The organism is Spiroplasma endosymbiont of Dromius quadrimaculatus (genome assembly GCF_964031155.1).
Classification (GTDB): domain Bacteria; phylum Bacillota_I; class Bacilli_A; order Mycoplasmatales; family Nriv7; genus Nriv7.
Window position 1 is genome coordinate 1,138,256 of record NZ_OZ035010.1, and the last position, 21,364, is coordinate 1,159,619.

Consider the following 21,364-nt stretch of genomic DNA (forward strand, 5'->3'; position numbering starts at 1 on the left):
AACTTAATATACCCCTATATAGAAATTTCTACACTTTAACATCCGCATCCTACCCTTGGAACTAATTTAATAGCGTGTATATTTTTAGGAAATCCACCCATTCATTTTTTTATTGCAAAATGAAACAAATTGCTATAGCTAATAGGATGTTATCTATCAACTGGTAAACTTCTTTTGGTTATGGCGACCACCCACAATTTATCGTGCTTTAATACATACCAACATTATTAATTCACTTGTATTTAATTTTCAAAGAACAAATTTTTAACACCTTATAAAATAAAAAGACAATCATTGCTGACTGTCTTAATACTTATTCAAATCTTTTCTTACCTAACAAAACTTTATGCGTCCAATCAAGGAAATTATTTGTTATCAAACAAATATAAATTATGAAAGGAGGTTATTATGAAACTAAAACAATTATCAGAAGAAGAAATGATTTCTAAAACCGGTGGTGCCGTTGCTTCATTTCTTATTGGTGGAGCATTACTTGGTTTGGCTATTCCAGTAATTAAAAATCTTTTTAATGCCCAACAAGCCGATATTGGACTCCCTGGTGGTTTTAAAGTCGGATGAAATAATCGTGATGCAACAAATATTAAAAATTTAGAAGCAAAATTAGAAAAACTCCAAAATTTATATAATAAGATTTTGCCACCATTTTATGAAATTTAAAGACATTCCCATTAATGAACGACCACGAGAAAAAGCGTGAAAAAATGGCATTAAAAATTTAAGTAATAACGAACTTCTTGCATTACTATTACGAACTGGTAATAAAAAACAAAATGTTTTACAATTAGCACAGTATATTATTAATCATTTTAATGGTGTTGAAAACTTATTAAAAGTAACTTTAAATGAGTTAACCGTTATTAAAGGAATTGGAAAAGTTAAGGCTATTGAGTTATTAGCAAGTTTTGAGTTATATCAACGAATAAATATTAACATTGCTAACAATAAAATTATTAGAATTAATAATCCATATGATATTTTTTACTTACTTCAATATGAAGTAAGTAATTTAAATACCGAAAATTTTTATTTAATTTTATTAAATAATAATAATCGGATTATTTTTAAACAACTTGTGTATCAAGGAACAATTAATCAAATTTCGATTGATCCAAAAGATATATATTACCTCGTTTTAAAAAATCATGCCCAAAAAATTATTTGTGCTCATAATCACCCTAATAATGATAGTTTGCCTAGTAAACATGATATAGAAACCACAAATTCTTTAATTTATATTGCTAAAGTTTTAAAAATTGAATTTGTTGATCACATCATTATTAGTAAAAATAATTTTTATAGTATTTTATTGCAAACTAAATTTGCCATATAAAAACTGCCATTATATGGCAGTTTAAAAAATTATTTTATTAGTTCTAAGGTTTTTTTTGATTACGACGCATCGCATTCATCACAGCTTTAATTTGTGATTCGGAAGGTTTTCTTCCCATTTGCATATACATTGCTCGAATCATTTTTTCATTAACTGGTGGATTATCTCTTAATTGCTTTTCAAACATCTTTTTAGATATTAAAAATGCTAATAACCCTCCTATTACTAAACCGCCAACAAGACCAATTAACAATCCTGCTCATCAAGGCATTTTATCTTTTCTCCTTTATATTATCTTTTTGTAATAATTGTTTAACTTGTAATACAATATTATCAACAGTAAATCCTAATTCATTCATTATATCTTGCATTGATGCTGATATGCCAAATCTGTCAATACCAAAAGTTATCCCATTATCAACATATTTATGTCATCCTCAAGTTGAAGCCATTTCTAAACTTATCTTTTTAACAGTCTGCGGAAGCACTTCTAACTTATAAGTCACATCTTGACAATCAAAAACAGTTGTTGAAGGCATAGAAACAACACGAATAGTATTAATATTTTCTTTTTGTAATTGTTGCTGAACTTTTAATGCTAATTGCACTTCACTACCAGTAGCAATAATTATTAATTCTAATTGTGATTTTTCAGGACTAATAATATATCCGCCTTTTAATGCTTTATTAACATCACTAGAAATAATTTGCGGTAAATTTTGTCGCGAAACTAAAATTGCTGTTGGCTTATCTTTACTATTCAATGCACAAATATAACTAGCAATCGTTTCTTTCATATCACAAGGACGAAAAACATTTAAGTTAGGTAATGCTCTTAACATTGAAATTTGTTCTACCGGTTGATGGGTTGGTCCATCTTCACCAACAGCAATTGAATCGTGACTAAAAACAAAAATATTAGGAATTTCCATTAATGAAGCTAAACGAATTGCAGGTTTCATATAATCACTAAAAATTAAAAAAGTAGCAACAAATGAGCGAACAGTTTTTTGTAATAGCATCCCATTACTAATAGCACCCATTCCAAATTCACGAACGCCAAACATAATATTACGACCTTGTAAATTATTAGATGCAAAGTATCCATCACTTCCTAAAACTTTTGTTGATGATGATAAATCAGCACTACCACCAATAAATAATGGCAATTTTTTACTAATAGTTTTTAATACCATTGATGAACAATCTCTTGTTGCCATATCTTGTTCAATTAAAATATCTTGAAAATCATTAGCAGTAAAATTATAGTTATGATATAAAGTATCATTAATTTCCTTATATTCAGTAACATATTTATTAGCATATTCAGTTCACATTTGATTTCAAATTTGTTGTTGTTGTTGACCTCTTTGTGCAACTCTAACTTTAAAATCATTTTTCACATCATCAGGAACAAAAAATGGTTCATAATCTCACTTCAAATTTTCTTTTAGCTTAATAATATCATCACCTAAAGGGGCACCGTGAACACTGCTAGTTCCTGCTTTTGAAGCGCCAACACCAATAATAGTTTTAATTTCAATTAAAGTTGGCTTTTCAGTTTCCGCTTTAGCTTGTCTTATTGCTTGACTAATTGCTTTAAAGTCACTACCCGCAGTAACTAAAATATAATTTCAATTAGCACTTAAAAAACGCTGTTTTGTATTTTCACTTTGTGATAAACTTACTGGACCATCTAATTGAATATCATTAGAGTCATATAAAACAATTAAATTACTTAATTTTAAATGACCTGCTAAACTAATAGCTTCTTGACTTATGCCTTCTTGTAAATCACCATCACTACAAATAATATAAGTATGATAGTCAAAAATATTAAAATCAGGTTTATTATATTTATGGGCCAGAAAAGTTCTTACTAAATCACAACCAACACCCATTGCTAATCCTTGTCCTAATGGTCCCGTTGTTGCTTCAACACCAGGTGTTAAATTTCTTTCTGGATGTCCAGGAGTAATTGAATCCAATTGCCGAAAATTTTTAACTTCATCAATACTAATATCATAACCACTTAAATGTAATAACGCATACAATAATGCTGAGCCATGTCCAGCTGATAAAATAAAACGATCACGATTAATTCATTGGGGATCTTGCGGATTACAATATAAATGTTCACTAAATAGTGCATAACTCATTGGTGCTGCTCCTAAAACAATTCCCGGATGCCCTGAATTAGCTTGATTGACAGCTTCAACACCTAACATCTTAATAGTATTAATTGACTGCTCACGATTATAATCATCGTTTTCATTTTGAAATTGGTTTTGTGACATATTATTCCTCCTTGTTACTTTTCACCATACTTATTTTAATATATTTTCCATAAAATACCTATATTTTACTAACTATTTACCACATTTAACCCCAAAATGTCCAATTGTTCTTGTTTAACAACACTAGGAGCACGCGTTAACATATCACTACCCTTAGTATTCTTAGGAAAAGCAATCACATCACGAATACTATGACTATTACTTAATAACATTATTAAACGATCTAATCCCAAAGCAATACCACCATGAATTGGTGCTCCATAGGATAAAGCATTCAAAAGAAAACCAAATTTTTCCTTTTGTTCTTCAACAGAAACTTGTAAAAACTCTAACATTTTTTGTTGCATTTCAAGACTATGAATTCGCATTGAACCACCACCAACTTCATAACCATTCAATACTAAATCATAAGCCTGAGACTTGACTAACATCGGATTACTAGTAAAATCAATTTCATCTTTAATATTAGGGCGCGTAAAAGGATGATGGGCAGCAACAAATTTTTTACTTTCATTATCATAAGCAAATAATGGTCAATTTATAACTCATAAAAATTGATAATCTTCATTAGTAAAAAGATTTAATTGTTTAGCAATAGCCTGTCTTATGGCTCCCATTGTATTGCAAGCCAATTCATAATCATTTGTAATCATTAAAACTGTTGCTTGATTACTAATTGCTAAATGATTAATGATAGCTTCAGCATTATTAGATAATAACTCTGAAGCAATAACTTTATTATCATAAGTAATATATTCTAACTGTCCCGCCTGATATTGACTAACAATAACTTTTAGGTCTGCTAATTGTAAATCAGTTAATAACTGAGAAACAACAATTGCTTTAGTAGTTTTCTTTTTACTACTAGTATTCATTAAACTAAGGTTAATAAGTTTTAAATCATATCGTAAATCTGGTTTATCACTACCATATAAATCAATTGCTACTTCATAATCTAATTGTAAAAAAGGTATTTTTAGATTAATGTTTTTAGTTTTTAACATTATTTCCTGCATCATTTGCTCTAAAAGACTAATAATATCCTTTTGTTCAATAAAACTCATTTCTAAATCTAATTGACTAAATTCTGGTTGGCGATCACTTCTTAAATCTTCATCACGAAAACAACGAGCAATTTGATAGTAGCGATCATAACCACCAACCATTAATAATTGCTTAAATATTTGCGGTGACTGTGGTAACGCATAAAAATGTCCTTTTTGATTTCTTGCCGGAACTAAATAGTCTCTTGCTCCTTCGGGAGTTGTGCTTGCTAAAATTGGCGTTTCAATTTCTAAAAAATTATTATTATTTAAAAAATTACGCATTATTTGCATAACTTGATGACGCAAAATTATTTTATCTTGCATTACTTGTCTTCGTAAATCTAAAAACCGATATTCTAAACGCGTTTCCTCTAAACTTTCATTATCTAATGGTGATACTTGTGATTTATTTATTAACTCTAAATTAGTACAAATAATTTCAATATTTCCTGTTGATAAATTATTATTTTTAGATTTACGAAGCACTACCATACCATTAACTTTAATAACATCATCAGTGCTTAAACTTTTAGCAAGAACATAGTTAGGATTTTCACTATTAATTATAATTTGCGTCATTCCATAACGATCGCGTAAATCTAAAAATATTAAATTATTAAGTTTACGAATTGTATGAACTCAACCACAAAGATTAACTTCTAAATTAACATTTTCTTCTCTTAATTCACCACAATTATGACTTCTCATTATTTATCTCCCTTATTTGCATTCAAATAATTAATTAATTCATTAATACTAATCTTTTCTTCTACCTTAGTTTCCTGATTTTTAATAGTTAAATTATTCTCTTTAACTTCGCTATCACCAATAATAATAACAAAACGACAATCTAATTTAGAAACAACATTAAACTGAGCCTTAATATTCCTTTGTTCATAATCCATATCACTAATAAAATTATTACTTCTTAAAGTTAATAATACATTAGTTGCTAATTCATAACCAGTAGCGGTTAAAGCAATAATGTATACATCAACCAATGGAAGCATTTTTTTAATAAAGTCTGAATGATTTTCAGTAGCATTAAGTAATCTTTCAATTCCGATTGCAAAACCAATTGCTGGAACTGATTTTTGATTTTTTGATAATTCCTCAACTAAATTATCATAACGACCACCACCAATTAATGTATTCTGTCCTTCAACACCCTTCTCTAAACTAATAATTTCAAAAACAGTATCATTATAATAGTCTAAACCGCGAACTAATTTACTATCAATCTCATATTTAACTTTTAAATTATCCAATAACTTTATTAACCTTGTAAAATATTCTTTTTCTTCAACAGAATAAGTTTCACTAATTATTGGTAAATTTTTAATATTTTGATCAATTTTACAATCTAATACTCGCAAGGTATTTTTAGTAATTCTTCTTTGACAATCCTCACATAATGTTGTGCTCATATCTTGTAAAAATGTTTTTAAAATTTGTTGATATTTATTTTGGGTTGCTTTTGCTCCTAAAAAATTTATTTTAAGAATAATATTATTAATCTTTAACGATTTAACAATATCCATTGCTAAACAAATAATTTCAGCATCTAAATAAATAGTTTTTTTACCAAAAACTTCCACACCAAATTGCGTAAATTGTCTTTGACGCCCTCGTTGTGGTCGTTCATAGCGAAACATATGTCCATAGTAAAATAATTTTAAAGGTAATCCTAAAACATCAACTAATTTATTTTCAATTACTGCTCTAACAATTGGCGCTGTATTTTCAGGACGAAGTGCTAATTCACGACCTTTTTTATCTTGAAAGTTAAACATTTCTTTACTAACAATATCGCTATTAACACCAACAGTTCTTTGAAATAATTCATACTGTTCAAATATCGGCGTACTAATTTCTTCATAATTATATTTTTTAACAATATCTCGTAAAATTTGTTGTAATTGATATCGTTGTTTACTTTGGATTGGTAAAATATCATTAGTACCTCTGGGGGCTTTATATTCCATACATTTCTCTCCTTAGACTTACTTTCACTACTAATTTTACTAGTTATTTACAAAAATTAAAAATTTTTCAATAAAAACTTCTTGTTGTTGTCTTAACTACAAGAAGTCTTTTAAAATTACAATAATTTTTTTAAAGAATCCTCAATTTTAGCAATTAATATTTCTTGTAAATTCTCTTTAACGCTTTTTAATTTCTCATTAGAATTTTGAATTTGTTGAATATGCTTTTCAAACTTAATAAACTCTTGCATCGCTTTACCAATTAAAGAACTAAATTCATCTTGTAATCAAATATTAAAGCGTTCTTTAAATTCCTGATCATTTTTATTAGTTGAAGATTGTAATGATAAAGCAAATTCTTTTTTAATTAAAAATTTTAAAATATTAACAATTAATGCAATAACTTCAAGGTCAGTATTAATAATAAAAATATCACGATATTTTGAAGAACGACTAAATGGTGCTTTAGCATAAGTTCAAACAATAATGCCAAACTTAGCATTTCATTCTTTTAATTCAATTGCTAATTTTTCCTCTCATTTACTATCTAATTTTTCTTGATTTTTTAACTCAAATAAGATATTACCAACTACTTTATTATCCTCTTCATCATTCAAAACTCCTAACCTAAAATCAGGTTTTTTACCATTAATGGTTTTAGTTGTTTTTTCAAAATGGTCATTTGGGAAAAATGATGGCATTTTACCTGCAAAATCATTTTCTAAATTAGCTCCTAAAATTCCTGTTCTAATATTTCGTCCTTGTTCTAATTTAAGTTTTAATTCAGTTGTTTCATCAACTAACTTATTAATTTCTTCTTGTTTAGAATTAATAATTTCAGTTTCTTTTTTTGCTACTAATTCTTGGACCTTAGCATCATTAGTTTTAACTAACATATCTAATTGATGATTTTTCTGTTGTAAATCATTAATATTTTTCTGATAGTCTTTATTTAAAGTATCCAACTTATTTTGTTGTAAATTACTTCACTCTTTTTCTTTTTCAGCCAAAATAACCTTAATATCTGCTTCCTTTGTTTTCTTTTCGGTTTCTAAAATACTAATTTTATCCTTTAATAAATCAATTTCTTGTTGTTTATTTTTAGTAATTTCAAGTTCTTTTTCTGTAAACAATTTTTCTAGTTGAGATGCATTAGTTTTTTCTTTAATATCTAAATCTTTTATTTTAGAATTTAACTCATCAATTATCTTTTGATAATTATCTTTAATATCAGCAATTTCTTTTTGTTTTTGTTTTTCAATATTGCTTTTTTCTTTCAAAATAGAAACTTCAATATCAGCCTTTTTTGTTTCTTCTTGGGATTTTAAATTGCTCTTAGCATCATTTAATTGTTGGTTTAAACCATCTAAAATTTGTTGATGGGCTTCTTTTATTTTATGCAATTCATTATCGTGTTGCTTATTTCACTCATTTTCTTTTTCATTTACTACACTAGTAATTTCTATTGCTTTTTGTTTTTGAAAATCAGCATCTAATTGATTTTTTAACTTATCACAATATTCTTGCTCCTTACGATTAAAAAATTGTTGTAAATATGATACTGCTTGATGACTCTTTTCAAAATCCTTTTCGGTAATTTCTTGATGACAATGTGGACATTGAATTATAAATGACATTAGTTAAATCCTTTCTTTTTTTAATTTTATAAATTAATATTATCATTAACAATCTGATATAAATTTCTATTCTAGATTATTTTCTAAACATTTAATTTTAAAACAATAAAATGTCTCCTTCTATAAATAAAAAAGACATTTTTCTTTACTGCATTAATTATCTTTATTTCTATATTTAAAATTAATATAATTAATGAAATTTTAATTAAATAATAATATTTTCAAACTACTTCATTTCAATCGCAAGTATTAATAAAAACTACTAGATATTTTAAAAATAACAATATTAATCTTTTGTTGATTCATTAACTATCATAAATTTTATATAAGTTCTTTCTAAATGCTTTATTACCAAAACTTGTCCTGATACTATCTTCCTGATTCATAATGAGTTCCCTGAGAAATAAATAGTAAGATTTCAGCAATATTAACTAAATGATCACCAGAGCTCGCTCTAAATATTTTAATTGTTGCATAATTCCTGTATAAATTCATATTTTATCTTCAGTAACATTATCTAAAACTAAATCAATTAACAAAGTGTTAATATCATTATATTCACTATCAACAATATCATCTAATTTAACAATAGTTTGAATAATTTTCTTACCTCATTGTGTTTCATCAGCAAGAACTTTAATAATAAACTGCATAATTTTTAAGACTTTTTTAGATAATTGACCAATATATTTACTATATTTAACTGGTGGTTTAGCTTTTAAATAAAAATTAGCAATGTTACGAGCATAATCAGAAATTCTTTCTAATTCTTTGGCAATTGACATATAGCCAATAATATGGCGCAAATCGCTAGCAACTGGTTGTTGCTTAGCAATTCTTCAAATGGCACTATCTAAAATTTCAGCATAAAATTTGTTAATATTATTATCATTCGCAACAATTATTTTACATTTACTAATATTTTCTTCTTCTAAAGCCTTAATAACTTCTTTATGTTGTTTCATTGTTAAATTAAATAATTCAATAATATTATTTTTCAAGCGTTCAATCTCAATAGTAAATTTAGTTCTTAACATTTTAATAGCCTCCATTGGATTAAATCATTAATGTTTTACCCTTATCATACTAATAATACACGATAAATTAATTAGCAGAAGTAACTAAATTTTTTGCTTGTTCTAATCTAATAGCAACCATTTTAGTAACACCTTTACTTTGCATTGTTGTGCCATACAATGTATCACAGTTTTCCATTGTTCCTGGGCGATGCGTAATAACAATAAATTGTGTTTCCGTAGCAAAAGACTTTAAATACTTAGCAAATCTTTCAACATTAGCAACATCTAATGGTGCTTCCACTTCATCAAGAATAACAATTGGTAAAGGGCGTGCCTTTAAAATTGCAAAAAGCACTGCTAAAGCTACTAGTGATTTCTCACCACCTGATAATAAATTCAAGTTAGTAATAGTTTTTCCTGGTAAATTTACTAAAATATCAATTCCAGTTTCTAAAATATTATTAGGATCAGTATATACTAAACTAGCAGTGCCACCAGCAAAAAGAACTTTAAAAGTTTCTGGCAAAACCTTATTAATATCTTTAATGGTCGTATCAAAACGTGTTATCATAATTTCATCCATATCTTTAATAGCATTAAGTAATTGTTTTTTACCATTATTTAATTCTTGTTCTTGTTCTTTTAAAAATTGATATCGCTCATTAATTGTTTCATATTCAGAAATAGCATCAATATTTACTGGCCCTAAATCTTGTAATTCTTGGCGTAATAAAATAATTTGTTCACGAACTTCTTTAATATCACCAATCGGGTCTTGACCATACTTTTCATAACCATATTCATAAGTTAAACGATATTCTTGCGCTAATCTTTCTAAATTTTGTTGTAAACAATTATCAATTGCTAACTTTTGATAGTTATATTCTTGTAATAGTTTCTCTTGATTTTTATATTCAGTACGCATTTTTTTTATTTCTAAAGTTAATGAATATAATTGATTACTATAAGTTTCTCGCAAAGCTCTTTGTGTTTGTTGTTGCTCAGTAATTTTTAATTTTTCTAACTTTAAATTACTAATTTTATTTTCTAATATTAGTCGCTCATCAAGTTGTTGATTAAAATCATCACTAACTCGCATTTTTTTCTTTGTTAAATGTTGATATTCTTGCTCAATTATTCTTTGTTTTTGTTCATTACTTTGTTTACTTTGTTGAAACTTACCTAAATGCAATTGTTTTTGTTCTAATTCATTATTTAAAGTTATTAGTTTCTCTTTAATACTTTGCCATTTTTGATAATAAGTTTGAACTAATTGTTCTAATTCACTAATTTTAGTTTTTAAATTATTAACTTGCTCTTCATTATTAAATAAAAATGGCTTAACTCTTTTGTGGCCACCACTAATACTGCCCCCAGGGCGAATAACATCACCTTGTAAAGTAATAATATGATACTTCCGATAAGTCAAATGAGCAATTTCATTTGCTTGTGCTAAACTCTCAACAATAATTATTCTTCCTAATAAAAAACGCATTACTGGTTCAAACTTAACATTAGTAGTTAATAATTCATAAGCAATACCAATAAAACCTTTTTGAGTTTTTAATAATGATAAATCCTCATTATTAATCATTTGAATCCGTAAACTATTTAAAGGTAAAAATGTTGCAATTCCACCTTCATTAGCTTTTAAAAATTGAATTGCACGAATAGCATCACTATCCTTTTCAACAACAATATGTTGCATACTGCTAGATAAGGCTTCTTGAATAGCTAATTGATAAATACTAGGAACATTAATTAATCGATCAATAGTATCAATAATTCCTGTTAAATGAAGTCGATTATTTAAAATTGTTTTAACACCCTGATAATAATAAGTATTATTACTTTGCAAATCAACTAAATAATCTTGTTTACTTTTTAATTCATAAATTTCCTTATTTAAAAGATTATACTTTTTAACGGCAACTTCTAAATCTTCATTTAATAAAATTCTTTGTTTTTGAAAATCATCAATCATATTTTGTTGTTCAGTAATTAATTTAGTTTGTTGTAAAATTTCTTGATTAATATTATTAGCATCTTGTTCTAAATCTTGAACTTGATTATTACTATTAACTTGCTTTTCATTTTGTTGTGAGATTTTTTCATTTTGTAATAGTTCTAATTGATTAAGATGTTCATCTAATTGTTGTCCGAATTGTTGCATTTTATTATCAATAGTAAAAATATTTTCTTGCAACAAATTAATTTTATTATCATAATTAGTAATTTGAACACTTAAATCTTCAGTTTGAGAAGTATATCTTTTAATTTCTAATTGTAAATCACGAATTCCTTCATACTGACTAGTAATATCTTTTACTAAAATAGCCACTTCAATAGTTGTCAATTGTTTTTTTTTAGTAACATATTCTTGTGCTTTTTTAGCTTGACGACGCAAATAATTAATATTTCTTTCCATCTCAATAATGATGTCATTAATACGAACTAAATTTTCTTCAGTTTTTTCTAATTTCCGAACTGACTCTAATTTGCGTTTTTTATACTTAGAAACATTAGCTGCTTCTTCAAATAATAATCTTCTTTCTTCTGGTTTAACTTGTGAAAAATTGGCGACATTACCTTGATTAATAATAGCTAATGAACCTTTACTTAAACCAGTACCTAATACTAATTCTTGAACATCCTTTAATCTGCTACGACTTTTATTAATTGAATATTCATTCTCATTATTATCACGATAAACTCTTCTAGTTATTTCTACTTCATCAAAGTCAATAGGAAAAATGCGTTTTTTATTATTAAAAATTAATTTAACTTCCGCCATATTTAACTGTGGATATTCACTGCTACCTTGAAAAATAATATCTTGAATATTATCACCCCGTAATGATTTAATTGATTGTTCGCCCAATACTCAACGAATAGCATCATTAATATTAGACTTACCAGAACCATTCGGACCCACAACACCAATAATACCGTGTTCAAAAACTATTTTTGTTGGCTTAGCAAACGATTTAAATCCATACGCTTCTAATCTTTTTAAAAACACCATATTTATCTACCTCACAAATTTTATTATAACAATATATTTTAACTATGTATTATGTATTAGTAATACTTCTAATTTTATTGCGATATATTAATGATAGTCAACAAATACTAAAAGATACTGTAAACAAAATAACTAATATTAATAAAACCAATGGATAGTATCAATCTGCAATATATACAGGAAATAAAACTTTAGTTTCACTATAAATAATATCAGTTAATAATTTAATAATTGGTCTTGCTAAAGGAATGGATATTATTCAAGTAATTAACATAATTGGCATAAAAATTAATATAAAACGACTAGCTAATCATTTATAATGATACCCAATAACATTTAAAATTGTAACAAATCGCAAATTATCATTAATAGTAATATTACTAGTTACAAAAACAATAATTAAAACAATAACAATAGCACCAATGATAAAACATATAATTAAACTTTCTAAATAAGTGCTAAATTTTAATGTTAACTGTTTTTTATGATGAATATTAGTAAATCCTTCAATTGCACTACTCCAACCTAAATCATCATTTCAATAATCAGTCTTAAATAATTCATTTTTATTGAAACTAATTTGATAATTTTTCTTATTACTAACAATTGAAAAATAAGATTGAAAGTCATTCGCTGTATTTTGTGATAACTTGGTATTAAAATATGTTGCATTTAAATTAGTATATTCATAAAACTCCTTTTCACGAGTAATAACAGTATCTTTTGTTAAATTATCAAAAGTATCAAAAATATAACCAAATAATGGTTTTTTATTATCATCATTAATAAAATTAAAGTCACCATCACTCAAATAAACAAAATCATCTTGTTTTAAGTTTGAAGCTCAAACATCGTTAGCATTTACTAAAAGTGGTAAAATAGTAATCTTATCATACCCAAAATTATTTTGTAAAGACGATAAAAAATGTTCATATTTAATTTTAATATTTTCAATATCAAAATCAAAAAATTCCTGTAATGTCTTATTATTTAACGATGGTTTAATAAATTCTTGATGCGTTTCATTAATAACATTCAACTGATTAATATTTGTTTTTATTGTTATTTCATCAATTTTACTAATTTTTTGATTACTATTTTTAATTCTTTGATATTTATTCATATTAAACGAATAAATTTGCTCATTAAAAATATTAATCATTTTATCTTGTTCTGGACAATAAAAAATATTATTAAATAAAATAATAATATCATTTTTTAAATTTGTACCTGTAAAATAATCTCTTAAATAAGGATAAGTATTAATAATACTTACTAATAATTTCTTAGTTTCTAAATCTAATCCAAGTAAATTATCACTATTTGGATTATTAAGTTGTTCAATAATGATTTTAACTTCTGAACTTCTAATTCATTTATTACTAACATCATAATATCCTTGATTTGTAATTTTTGCAGAATTATTTTTAATATCTTCAACAATATTATTATTAGGATTTAATTCACTAATTGCTTGATAATCAACTTTACTACCTTCGCCTTTATACATTAATTTTAAATCATCATTACTAGTATGATAATTATATAAATAATTAACATTAACGCCTTCTCATTGTTTATTCATAATTGAATCATTCATCTTAAAAGCTGATAATGAAAAGAATAATAATGTTGATGCTGCTAAAGTTGAAACAAATGTCAATGACAATTTAGACAAACTATTATTAGCAAAGAAAAAGGTTATTTTAGTTTTAAAACTAAAATCGACAATTTTATTAAAAAAACTACTTTTATTACTAGTTTTTGATTTAACAACAGTTTTATAACTATAATTAATTGACTTAGACATTAATGTTAATGGATTTTTTCGTAATAAGAAAAAAGCAAAAATAAAAGTAAAAAAAGCAATAATTAAAAGTGGTACAACAATAATTAAAATAATAATTAAAACATTAAATGAAATACCATATTCAGGAAAAACAAAAAAATCAATATAAGTTTGATTAAAAAAACTCTGCATATAATACGATAAAAAAATACTACCGCTACGGACGCATAAAGTTTTGTTAGGTAGGAAAAGGTTTAAATAATTTTGAAAGAAAAGCAACTAAAAATTGATTACCTTTTTATTTAAAAAATAAGTAATAAAACAAAATATTTAATATTAACAAACATAATCTTAATAAAAGGTTATAAAACCTAAGTAAAATGCTTACAAAAACAATATTAAAATAATTTTTTACAACAAAAATCGTACATAGGATATATATACTTAATTTGAATATTGAAATAATTTATAGTAAATTATTATTTTTTCTTTTTTAAAAAATACCTAAGAAAACTAAATGCGACCATTTGCTACCTAACGATAGATTATTAACATCAGCAAATCTTTTAAACACAAAGACATAATTACTACCATCATTTAAATTAAATTTACCATTTTCTTTAATTATATAAGGTTTATTAAAATAACTAGTAGCATCATAACTCTTAACACGATAGGCATTTCCTGATGTTAAAAACTCAGTAATGTCTAATGACTCAACATATTCTAAACGATTAAAACTAATTGATGAAGCAATAAATCAATACAAATCAATATGCTCACGCATTGTATCACTAGTAATATTACGAGGAAAGTTATCTTGTAAATTATCTTTGTGCAATTGTTCTAACTCTTGATTAATAGTTAATAAATTTTCTGCCTCATTAGTAGTAATTAAATGAAAGTAATCATATTGTTGATATTTTTCAAAAAGTTCAGAAACATAAGGTGTTCCTAATCCATCATTATTAATTATTTGACTATTAACAAATCAATATCCTTTATTTGAAATTTTAGAACTATCACAACCAATTTTAATCTTATTAGGTTCATCACAATATGTTACCTTATAAATTGTTGAAATATTAGCATTTAAATATTGCTGAACATCGTGATTCATTGTTAAAATTTCTTCTTTATCAAATTCAGTAAGATGACTTATTGATAGAGTTGCTTTTTTAAAAATTTCTATATCAAGTTTATTTTCAGAAGTAAAATAATTTTTATTTTTTCAAAGTTTAGAATCATTTCTAAAAACTAAATCTTTAGATGAACTAATTGTATTATCATAAATTGCAGCATTATTATAAATTTTAGCATATTGATTTTTAACATAATCATTTGATGAAAATATCCCTAAAAGGATAACTAACATTATTAAAATAACAATTAGTAAACTAATTACTTGAAAAAAGTTTTGAAAAAAACTATAAATAATACTTTTAAATAACTTTAACATCTAATTACCTCATTAATTGCTATCTTTTTATTTAACAACCTTAACTAATTTTAAATAAGCATCTTTTGCAGCTGCTTGTTCAGCTTTACTATGTGAACTACCACTTCCCTTACCAAAAATAATGTCACCACTTTTTACAATAGCAACATATTGATAACTATTTTTATCTTTATGTTCAAAAATAACTTTATATTCAATAGGATCTTGGCGTTCAGTTTGTAAATATTCTTGTAATAAAGTTTTATAATCTTTAACTAAATAAATACTTTTATCTTTAATTTTATTAAATAATGTTTGCATTAAAAATGTATTAACCGCTTGTTGGCCTAAATCTAAATAAATAGCACCGACAATCGCTTCAAAAACATCACCTAAAATGCTATCTTTTTCACGACCACCCGTTTGAATTTCGCCTTTACCTAAGCGAATATATTCATTCATTTTATAAAATCTACACACTTGTGCTAAGGTTTCTTCTCTAACAATTTGACTTCGCCAAATTGTTAACTCGCCTTCATTTAAATCATCATTTATTCGATATAAATATAATGTTGTATACATTTGCAACACCGCATCACCTAAAAATTCTAATCGTTGATAATTATAATTTAATTGCTTTTCATTAGCATATGAACTATGAGTCAAAGCTTCCTCATATAAATTAATATTTCGTGGTTCTAAATTAAATGTTTTTAACAAAATTTTAATTTCTTCAATAAACATAAATCCTTATTTTCCTTCTTCTTTAACAACATTATTTTTAATTAGTGATAATACATCTTCTAAAAGCGCTTTCCGAACTAATTTTAAAGTACTAAAAAATGCTTTAATATCACTACTACCATGCGCTTTAAAAACAATGCCATTAACACCAATTAAAATTGCTCCGCCCGTATTTCGATAGTCAAAAATTTCTTTAACTTCATTAAATGCTTTTTTCAAACATAATGATGCTAACTTACGAAAGATATTCTTAGTAAACTGATTTCGTAAAACTTGCAATAAATTCCGTGCCGTTCCTTCAACCGCTTTCAAGGAAATATTACCAGTAAAACCATCAGTTACAACAATATCAATATCACCATTCATAAAATTATTAGGTTCAATATTACCAACAAAATTTAATTGTGAATTGTTACTTAATTTTATATAAGTTTCTTGATGATATTCCTTACCTTTTTTCTCTTCTGTACCAATATTTAATAATGCTACTTTTGGTTGCGATAATTCTCAAATTTTTTGAACATAAATATTTGCCATCATAGCAAATATTTCTAAATCATTACTATCATTTTCAACATTAGCGCCCGCATCAATAAGCACAACTTGCTTATTTTTTATTTTTGTTGGCATAATTGCCATAAAAGCTGGACGACTAACACCAGTTATTTCTTTTAAAATAAAATGATTAGCTGCTAAAAAAGGACCCGTAGCCCCTGCTGTTAATACTGCATCAGCTTCTTTATTAGCAACACATTCAATTGCTTTACTCATTGAATTATCGTTTTTTCTTCTAATATCTAAAATACTATCAGTCATCATTATTTCTTCATTAGCATTTTTAAAACTAATCCGCGATAATAACTTTTCATTTAATTTAGAACCAATTAAATATTCTTTAATTATCAGTTCGTTACCAACTAAAATAATATCAATGTCATTATATTGTTGTAAAAATTTTATGACACCACTTATTAGTGGTTTATGTCCTAAATCTGAGCCCATAACATCTACTGCAATTTTCACAAACTTCACCTCTTTTTAACAATTAAATTATATCTATTCAACACCAAATATGAAAGGATATACTGGTTGTTCACCTTCAATTTTTTCATATTCAACATCAAAGTTTTCATCAATATACTTTTCAATTAGTCGTAAATCTTGGCGTTTAGCATCTTCACCAATAAAAATTGTTACCAATTGCGATGATGATTTACTAATCATTTTACTTAGTAATTTTTTTGCTACTAAAACTAAATCTGCTTCTTGAGTATAAATTTTTTTATCTAAAATACCAAGATAATTTCCTTCTTTCACAGCAACACCATCAATAGTTGTTGTTCTAACAGCATTAGTAATTCTTGCTGACACAATTTTTTTAATAGCATTTTTCATATTATTAAAATTTTTTTTAGCACTTTTTTCTTCCTTATTAAAACTAAGAATACTAAGCATTCCTTCTGGAATTGAAGTTGTAGGGATAACATAAACACTAGATTTCTTTTCTAGTTTCGCTGCTTGTTGTGCAGTTGAAATAATATTAGAATTATTTGGTAAAATATAAACATCTTTAGCATCAACTAATTCAATCGCTTTTAAAAAATCATCAGTTGATGGGTTCATTGTTTGTCCCCCACTAACTACATACGATGCTTGTAAGTCATTCATAAAATATTTTGCTAAACCTTTACCAGCAGCAACAGTAATAATTGCTCAAGGGTTATTTAAACTACGAATTTCTTTAATTTCTGTACTATGCTTTTTTGCTTGCAAACCCATATTTTCAATTTTTACTTTTTGAAAATCACCAAATTGTTGTAAATAAACTAATATTTGCCCTGGCATTAACGAATGAACATGAACTTTAAAAATATCTTGATCTTGAACAACAACGATTGATTTACAACCTTGCTCTTCTAACGAAAAGCGAACTTTTTCTAAAGGAAAATTTTTTTGTTTCATTTCACTTAAAATAACAATCGTTTCTGTACAATAACCAAAATTTTCATCATCTAATTTAATAGCAACTTCTTTATTATCACTAGCTACTAAATTCTTTTTCTTTTTAATTTCTTTCCCTTTTTCTAATGAATAAACCATTCCCTCAATAATTTTAACTAATCCAAAACCACCTGAATCAACAACACCAACTTCTTTTAAAATTGGCAATAACTCAGGAGTATGTGTTAATGCATTGTTAGCATTTTCCAAAAACTTATCCATAAATTTTAATGGCAATATTGTTTCCTTAGTTTCAAGTTTAGTATCATCAATAGCAAGTCTAATAACAGTTAAAATTGTTCCTTCAACAGGCTTCATAACTGCTTTATAAGCTACTTGTTTAGCATAAGTTCATGCTTTTAGTAAATCGCTAGTACTGATAAATTCTTCATGAACTAATCCTTTACTAAAACCACGAAAAATTTGGGACAAAATAACTCCTGAATTTCCCCTAGCTCCCATAATCAAACCGCGACTAAACACATTTGCTATTTCAGTAATACTAGAAGTTTCATATTTTTTAATTTCTTTGATAGCATTTTCCATTGTTAAATTCATATTTGTTCCCGTATCACCATCTGGAACAGGAAAAACATTTAATTTATCAATTTCTAAGTGATAATTATATAAGTTATTAGCAGCACTAATAAGCATGATTTTAAATAATTTTGCATCAATTTTCATTTTATTTCACCTACCTCTTAATAAATATTATTCACTAATTAAATCATCAATGCAAATATCAATTTTAAAATTACTATCAAATTCCATTTGCTTTTCCAATTCATATTTAACACGATGTTGAACTTCTTGTAAAACTTCAAAAATATTAGTATGAATTGAACTAATAATATGAATTTTAACCCCATAATGATTTTGTTCAATTTTTTTAACATCAATTGCTGGGGTAATGTCTTTTTCTAAAGCAATGGCATCCTCATTTTCTTTATTTTCACGACTATAAGCAAATGCAACAACACCTGGTGTTATTGATACAACTTGCTTAATAATATGAGCAATTTTATCAACATCAATTAATTTCACTTTATAACCACCATTTTATCCGATTTTTAGATTCATTATCATATAATTTTATAAATCAACTTTTAGTTTTTTAAACTAAGCCATTAATCCTGCAGTATATAATGCTTTAAAGCGACCTTCTTGATTTTTTAATGTTTCAAAATTACCACTTTGAACAACACCTTTATCTTTTTCTAAAACAAGAATTTCATCAACATCTTTAATCGTTGATAAACGATGCGCAATAATAAAGGTTGTTCTTCCTTTCATTAATTGATTAAGATTTTCTTGAATTTCTTTTTCCACAATATTATCTAAAGAACTTGTTGCTTCATCTAAAATTAAAACTTCAGGATTTTTTAAAAACATTCTTGCAATTACTAATCTTTGTTTTTGACCACCAGATAAAATAAATCCCCGTTCACCTAAAATAGTATCATAACCATTTTTTAAACCAATAATAAAATCATGCAACTCTGCTTTTTTACAAGCAACAATAACTTCTTCTTTAGTAACTTTAAAAACTCCATAACTAATATTTTCAAAGAAAGTACCATAAAAAATTTGGGGTTCTTGTTCAACATAACCAAAACATGTTGTAAATAAGAAGTTAAATTAATTTTTTTTAAATCTTGATCAGCATTAATGTAAATTGTTCCCATAGAAGGATCATAAAACCTTAATAATAGTTTAGAAATTGTTGATTTTCCTACTCCCGTTTCACCAACGAAAGCATAAGACTTACCTTGTTCAAAATGATAGTTAAATTTATTCAAAATAAGTTGATCACTATTAGGATAATAGAAACTAACATTATCAAAAATAATATTTCCCGTAACAGTCTTCATAATTGGTTGCTCTAAATTACGATTAATTTGTGGCTTTTCATTTAATAATTCATTAATTCTAATTGACGATGTTGATGCATTAGCTAAATTATTAAAAGTACGAACTAATGTCATAATTGGAAAAATTAAAATATTAATTCCTAAAACAAATGAAATAATAATTGGAATTGCTTCAGAATTATCTGCAACCAAAGTTTGATTATGCATCATTATTATCCCTGCTAATAAAATAATAATATTCAAACTAGAAATTCCCATTATCATAAAAGAAACAATTACTGATGATAATGTTACTTGTTTAAGTGAAGTTTTATAATAAATTTTATGAATATCCACAAAACGCTCTTTTTCATAAGTTTCTATTCCTGATGATTTAATTAAACGAATAACACTAATGCGATCAGTAACATCACCATTAATATTTGTCAAAACTTTGCGAACTTTATAAGTTATTTTTTTAAAAATACCAAACATTACTAATAATGTAACTAAAATTGTTAATGCTGCGATTAAAGCAACAATAGTTAATTTAATGCTAATAGTTAAAAGAATTACAATTGCTCCAACAAAAGTAAAAATTGCTGAAAGAAAACTAATTGGTATTTGTTGTGCTTGGTCACCAATAGTAGCAGTATCAGCAATAACTTTAGTTAAAATTTCACCAGTCTTTTTATTCGTATAAAATTGCATATCTAAATCAACTAAATTATTTAACACTTTATTTCGAATATCAATTTCAATCTTTTTAGCAACAATGCCTCCTAAAAAACTTTGAAAGAAATTAAAAACTCCGGAAGCAAGATAAAGACTAATGATAATAATTACATAACTAATTAACATGCCATAGGGTCCTTGTAAAACATCAGGACTAACTAATTTTTGCGTTATTTTTGGGGTGATAATGACACAAATCGACCCTAAGGCTGTAAAAAGCATTATGATACAACATTGTCATAAATATCTTTTATAGTAAAAAGCAACTACTTTAAAAAAACCACCTTTAAATTTTTTAGAAGAATTATTTTTTTCATCATCTTTATCTTTATTCATATAAATATATCCTTTCCTAAAAAAACCATTTTGAATTTAGAATAATTATACAATAAAAAATATTTATCTGCTTTACTATTTGCAAAATATCTGATTAACAATTAGAAAAAT

The 21,364-nt window shown here is 25.8% G+C and carries 15 protein-coding genes and 1 pseudogene; 2 read left to right on the forward strand and 14 right to left on the reverse strand.

Going from position 1 to position 21,364, the window contains the following annotated elements:
• Positions 1–408 precede the first annotated feature (408 nt).
• Positions 409–678 (forward strand): hypothetical protein, encoded by a 270-nt coding sequence (locus tag AAHM88_RS06385; RefSeq protein ID WP_342262633.1) that lies wholly within the window; start codon positions 409–411, stop codon positions 676–678.
• A complete protein-coding gene (radC, locus tag AAHM88_RS06390; protein WP_342262634.1) occupies positions 668–1,351 on the forward strand; it encodes a RadC family protein in 684 nt (227 codons plus the stop codon). The genes AAHM88_RS06385 and radC overlap by 11 nt, the downstream gene beginning before the upstream one ends.
• A 43-nt stretch (positions 1,352–1,394) precedes the next feature.
• Here radC and AAHM88_RS06395 read toward each other — a convergent pair whose 3' ends face one another.
• From AAHM88_RS06395 to AAHM88_RS06465, 14 genes and pseudogenes are all read right to left on the reverse strand, one after another.
• Positions 1,395–1,622 (reverse strand): YneF family protein, encoded by a 228-nt coding sequence (locus AAHM88_RS06395; protein ID WP_338967972.1) that lies wholly within the window; start codon positions 1,620–1,622, stop codon positions 1,395–1,397.
• Between the two features lies 1 nt (position 1,623).
• Complete coding sequence (tkt, locus tag AAHM88_RS06400) at positions 1,624–3,648, reverse strand: transketolase (RefSeq protein ID WP_342262635.1); 2,025 nt, start codon at positions 3,646–3,648, stop codon at positions 1,624–1,626.
• A 68-nt stretch (positions 3,649–3,716) separates the two neighbouring features.
• A complete protein-coding gene (aspS, locus tag AAHM88_RS06405; RefSeq protein WP_342262636.1) occupies positions 3,717–5,402 on the reverse strand; it encodes an aspartate--tRNA ligase in 1,686 nt (561 codons plus the stop codon).
• A complete protein-coding gene (hisS, locus tag AAHM88_RS06410; RefSeq protein WP_342262637.1) occupies positions 5,402–6,679 on the reverse strand; it encodes a histidine--tRNA ligase in 1,278 nt (425 codons plus the stop codon). Before hisS ends, aspS begins: the two co-directional genes overlap by 1 nt.
• Positions 6,680–6,795: 116 nt before the next feature.
• A complete protein-coding gene (locus AAHM88_RS06415) occupies positions 6,796–8,316 on the reverse strand; it encodes a DUF2130 domain-containing protein (RefSeq protein WP_342262638.1) in 1,521 nt (506 codons plus the stop codon).
• A 431-nt stretch (positions 8,317–8,747) separates the two neighbouring features.
• Positions 8,748–9,353, reverse strand: coding sequence for a phosphate uptake regulator PhoU (locus tag AAHM88_RS06420; protein WP_342262639.1), 606 nt, complete (start codon positions 9,351–9,353; stop codon positions 8,748–8,750).
• Between the two features lie 67 nt (positions 9,354–9,420).
• The gene (locus AAHM88_RS06425; protein ID WP_342262640.1) at positions 9,421–12,360 is read right to left on the reverse strand and encodes an AAA family ATPase; all 2,940 of its coding nucleotides are present in this window, start codon (positions 12,358–12,360) and stop codon (positions 9,421–9,423) included.
• Positions 12,361–12,409: 49 nt separating this feature from the next.
• Positions 12,410–14,341, reverse strand: coding sequence for a hypothetical protein (locus AAHM88_RS06430; protein ID WP_342262641.1), 1,932 nt, complete (start codon positions 14,339–14,341; stop codon positions 12,410–12,412).
• Positions 14,342–14,642: 301 nt separating this feature from the next.
• Positions 14,643–15,608, reverse strand: a complete 966-nt coding sequence (locus AAHM88_RS06435; RefSeq protein ID WP_342262642.1) for a hypothetical protein — start codon at positions 15,606–15,608, stop codon at positions 14,643–14,645.
• A 27-nt stretch (positions 15,609–15,635) separates the two neighbouring features.
• On the reverse strand, positions 15,636–16,331 hold the full coding sequence (rnc, locus tag AAHM88_RS06440; protein ID WP_342262643.1) for a ribonuclease III: 696 nt from the start codon (positions 16,329–16,331) through the stop codon (positions 15,636–15,638).
• A 6-nt stretch (positions 16,332–16,337) separates the two neighbouring features.
• Positions 16,338–17,354: a phosphate acyltransferase PlsX gene (gene plsX, locus AAHM88_RS06445; protein ID WP_342262644.1), complete on the reverse strand. Its 1,017-nt coding sequence runs from the start codon at positions 17,352–17,354 to the stop codon at positions 16,338–16,340.
• Positions 17,355–17,387: 33 nt separating this feature from the next.
• Entirely contained in the window at positions 17,388–19,016 is a 1,629-nt protein-coding gene (locus tag AAHM88_RS06450) for a DAK2 domain-containing protein (protein ID WP_342262645.1), read from the reverse strand.
• A 27-nt stretch (positions 19,017–19,043) separates the two neighbouring features.
• Positions 19,044–19,376 (reverse strand): Asp23/Gls24 family envelope stress response protein, encoded by a 333-nt coding sequence (locus tag AAHM88_RS06455; protein WP_342262646.1) that lies wholly within the window; start codon positions 19,374–19,376, stop codon positions 19,044–19,046.
• A gap of 75 nt (positions 19,377–19,451) precedes the next feature.
• Positions 19,452–21,253 (reverse strand): annotated as a pseudogene (locus tag AAHM88_RS06465) (ABC transporter ATP-binding protein).
• Positions 21,254–21,364 lie beyond the last annotated feature (111 nt).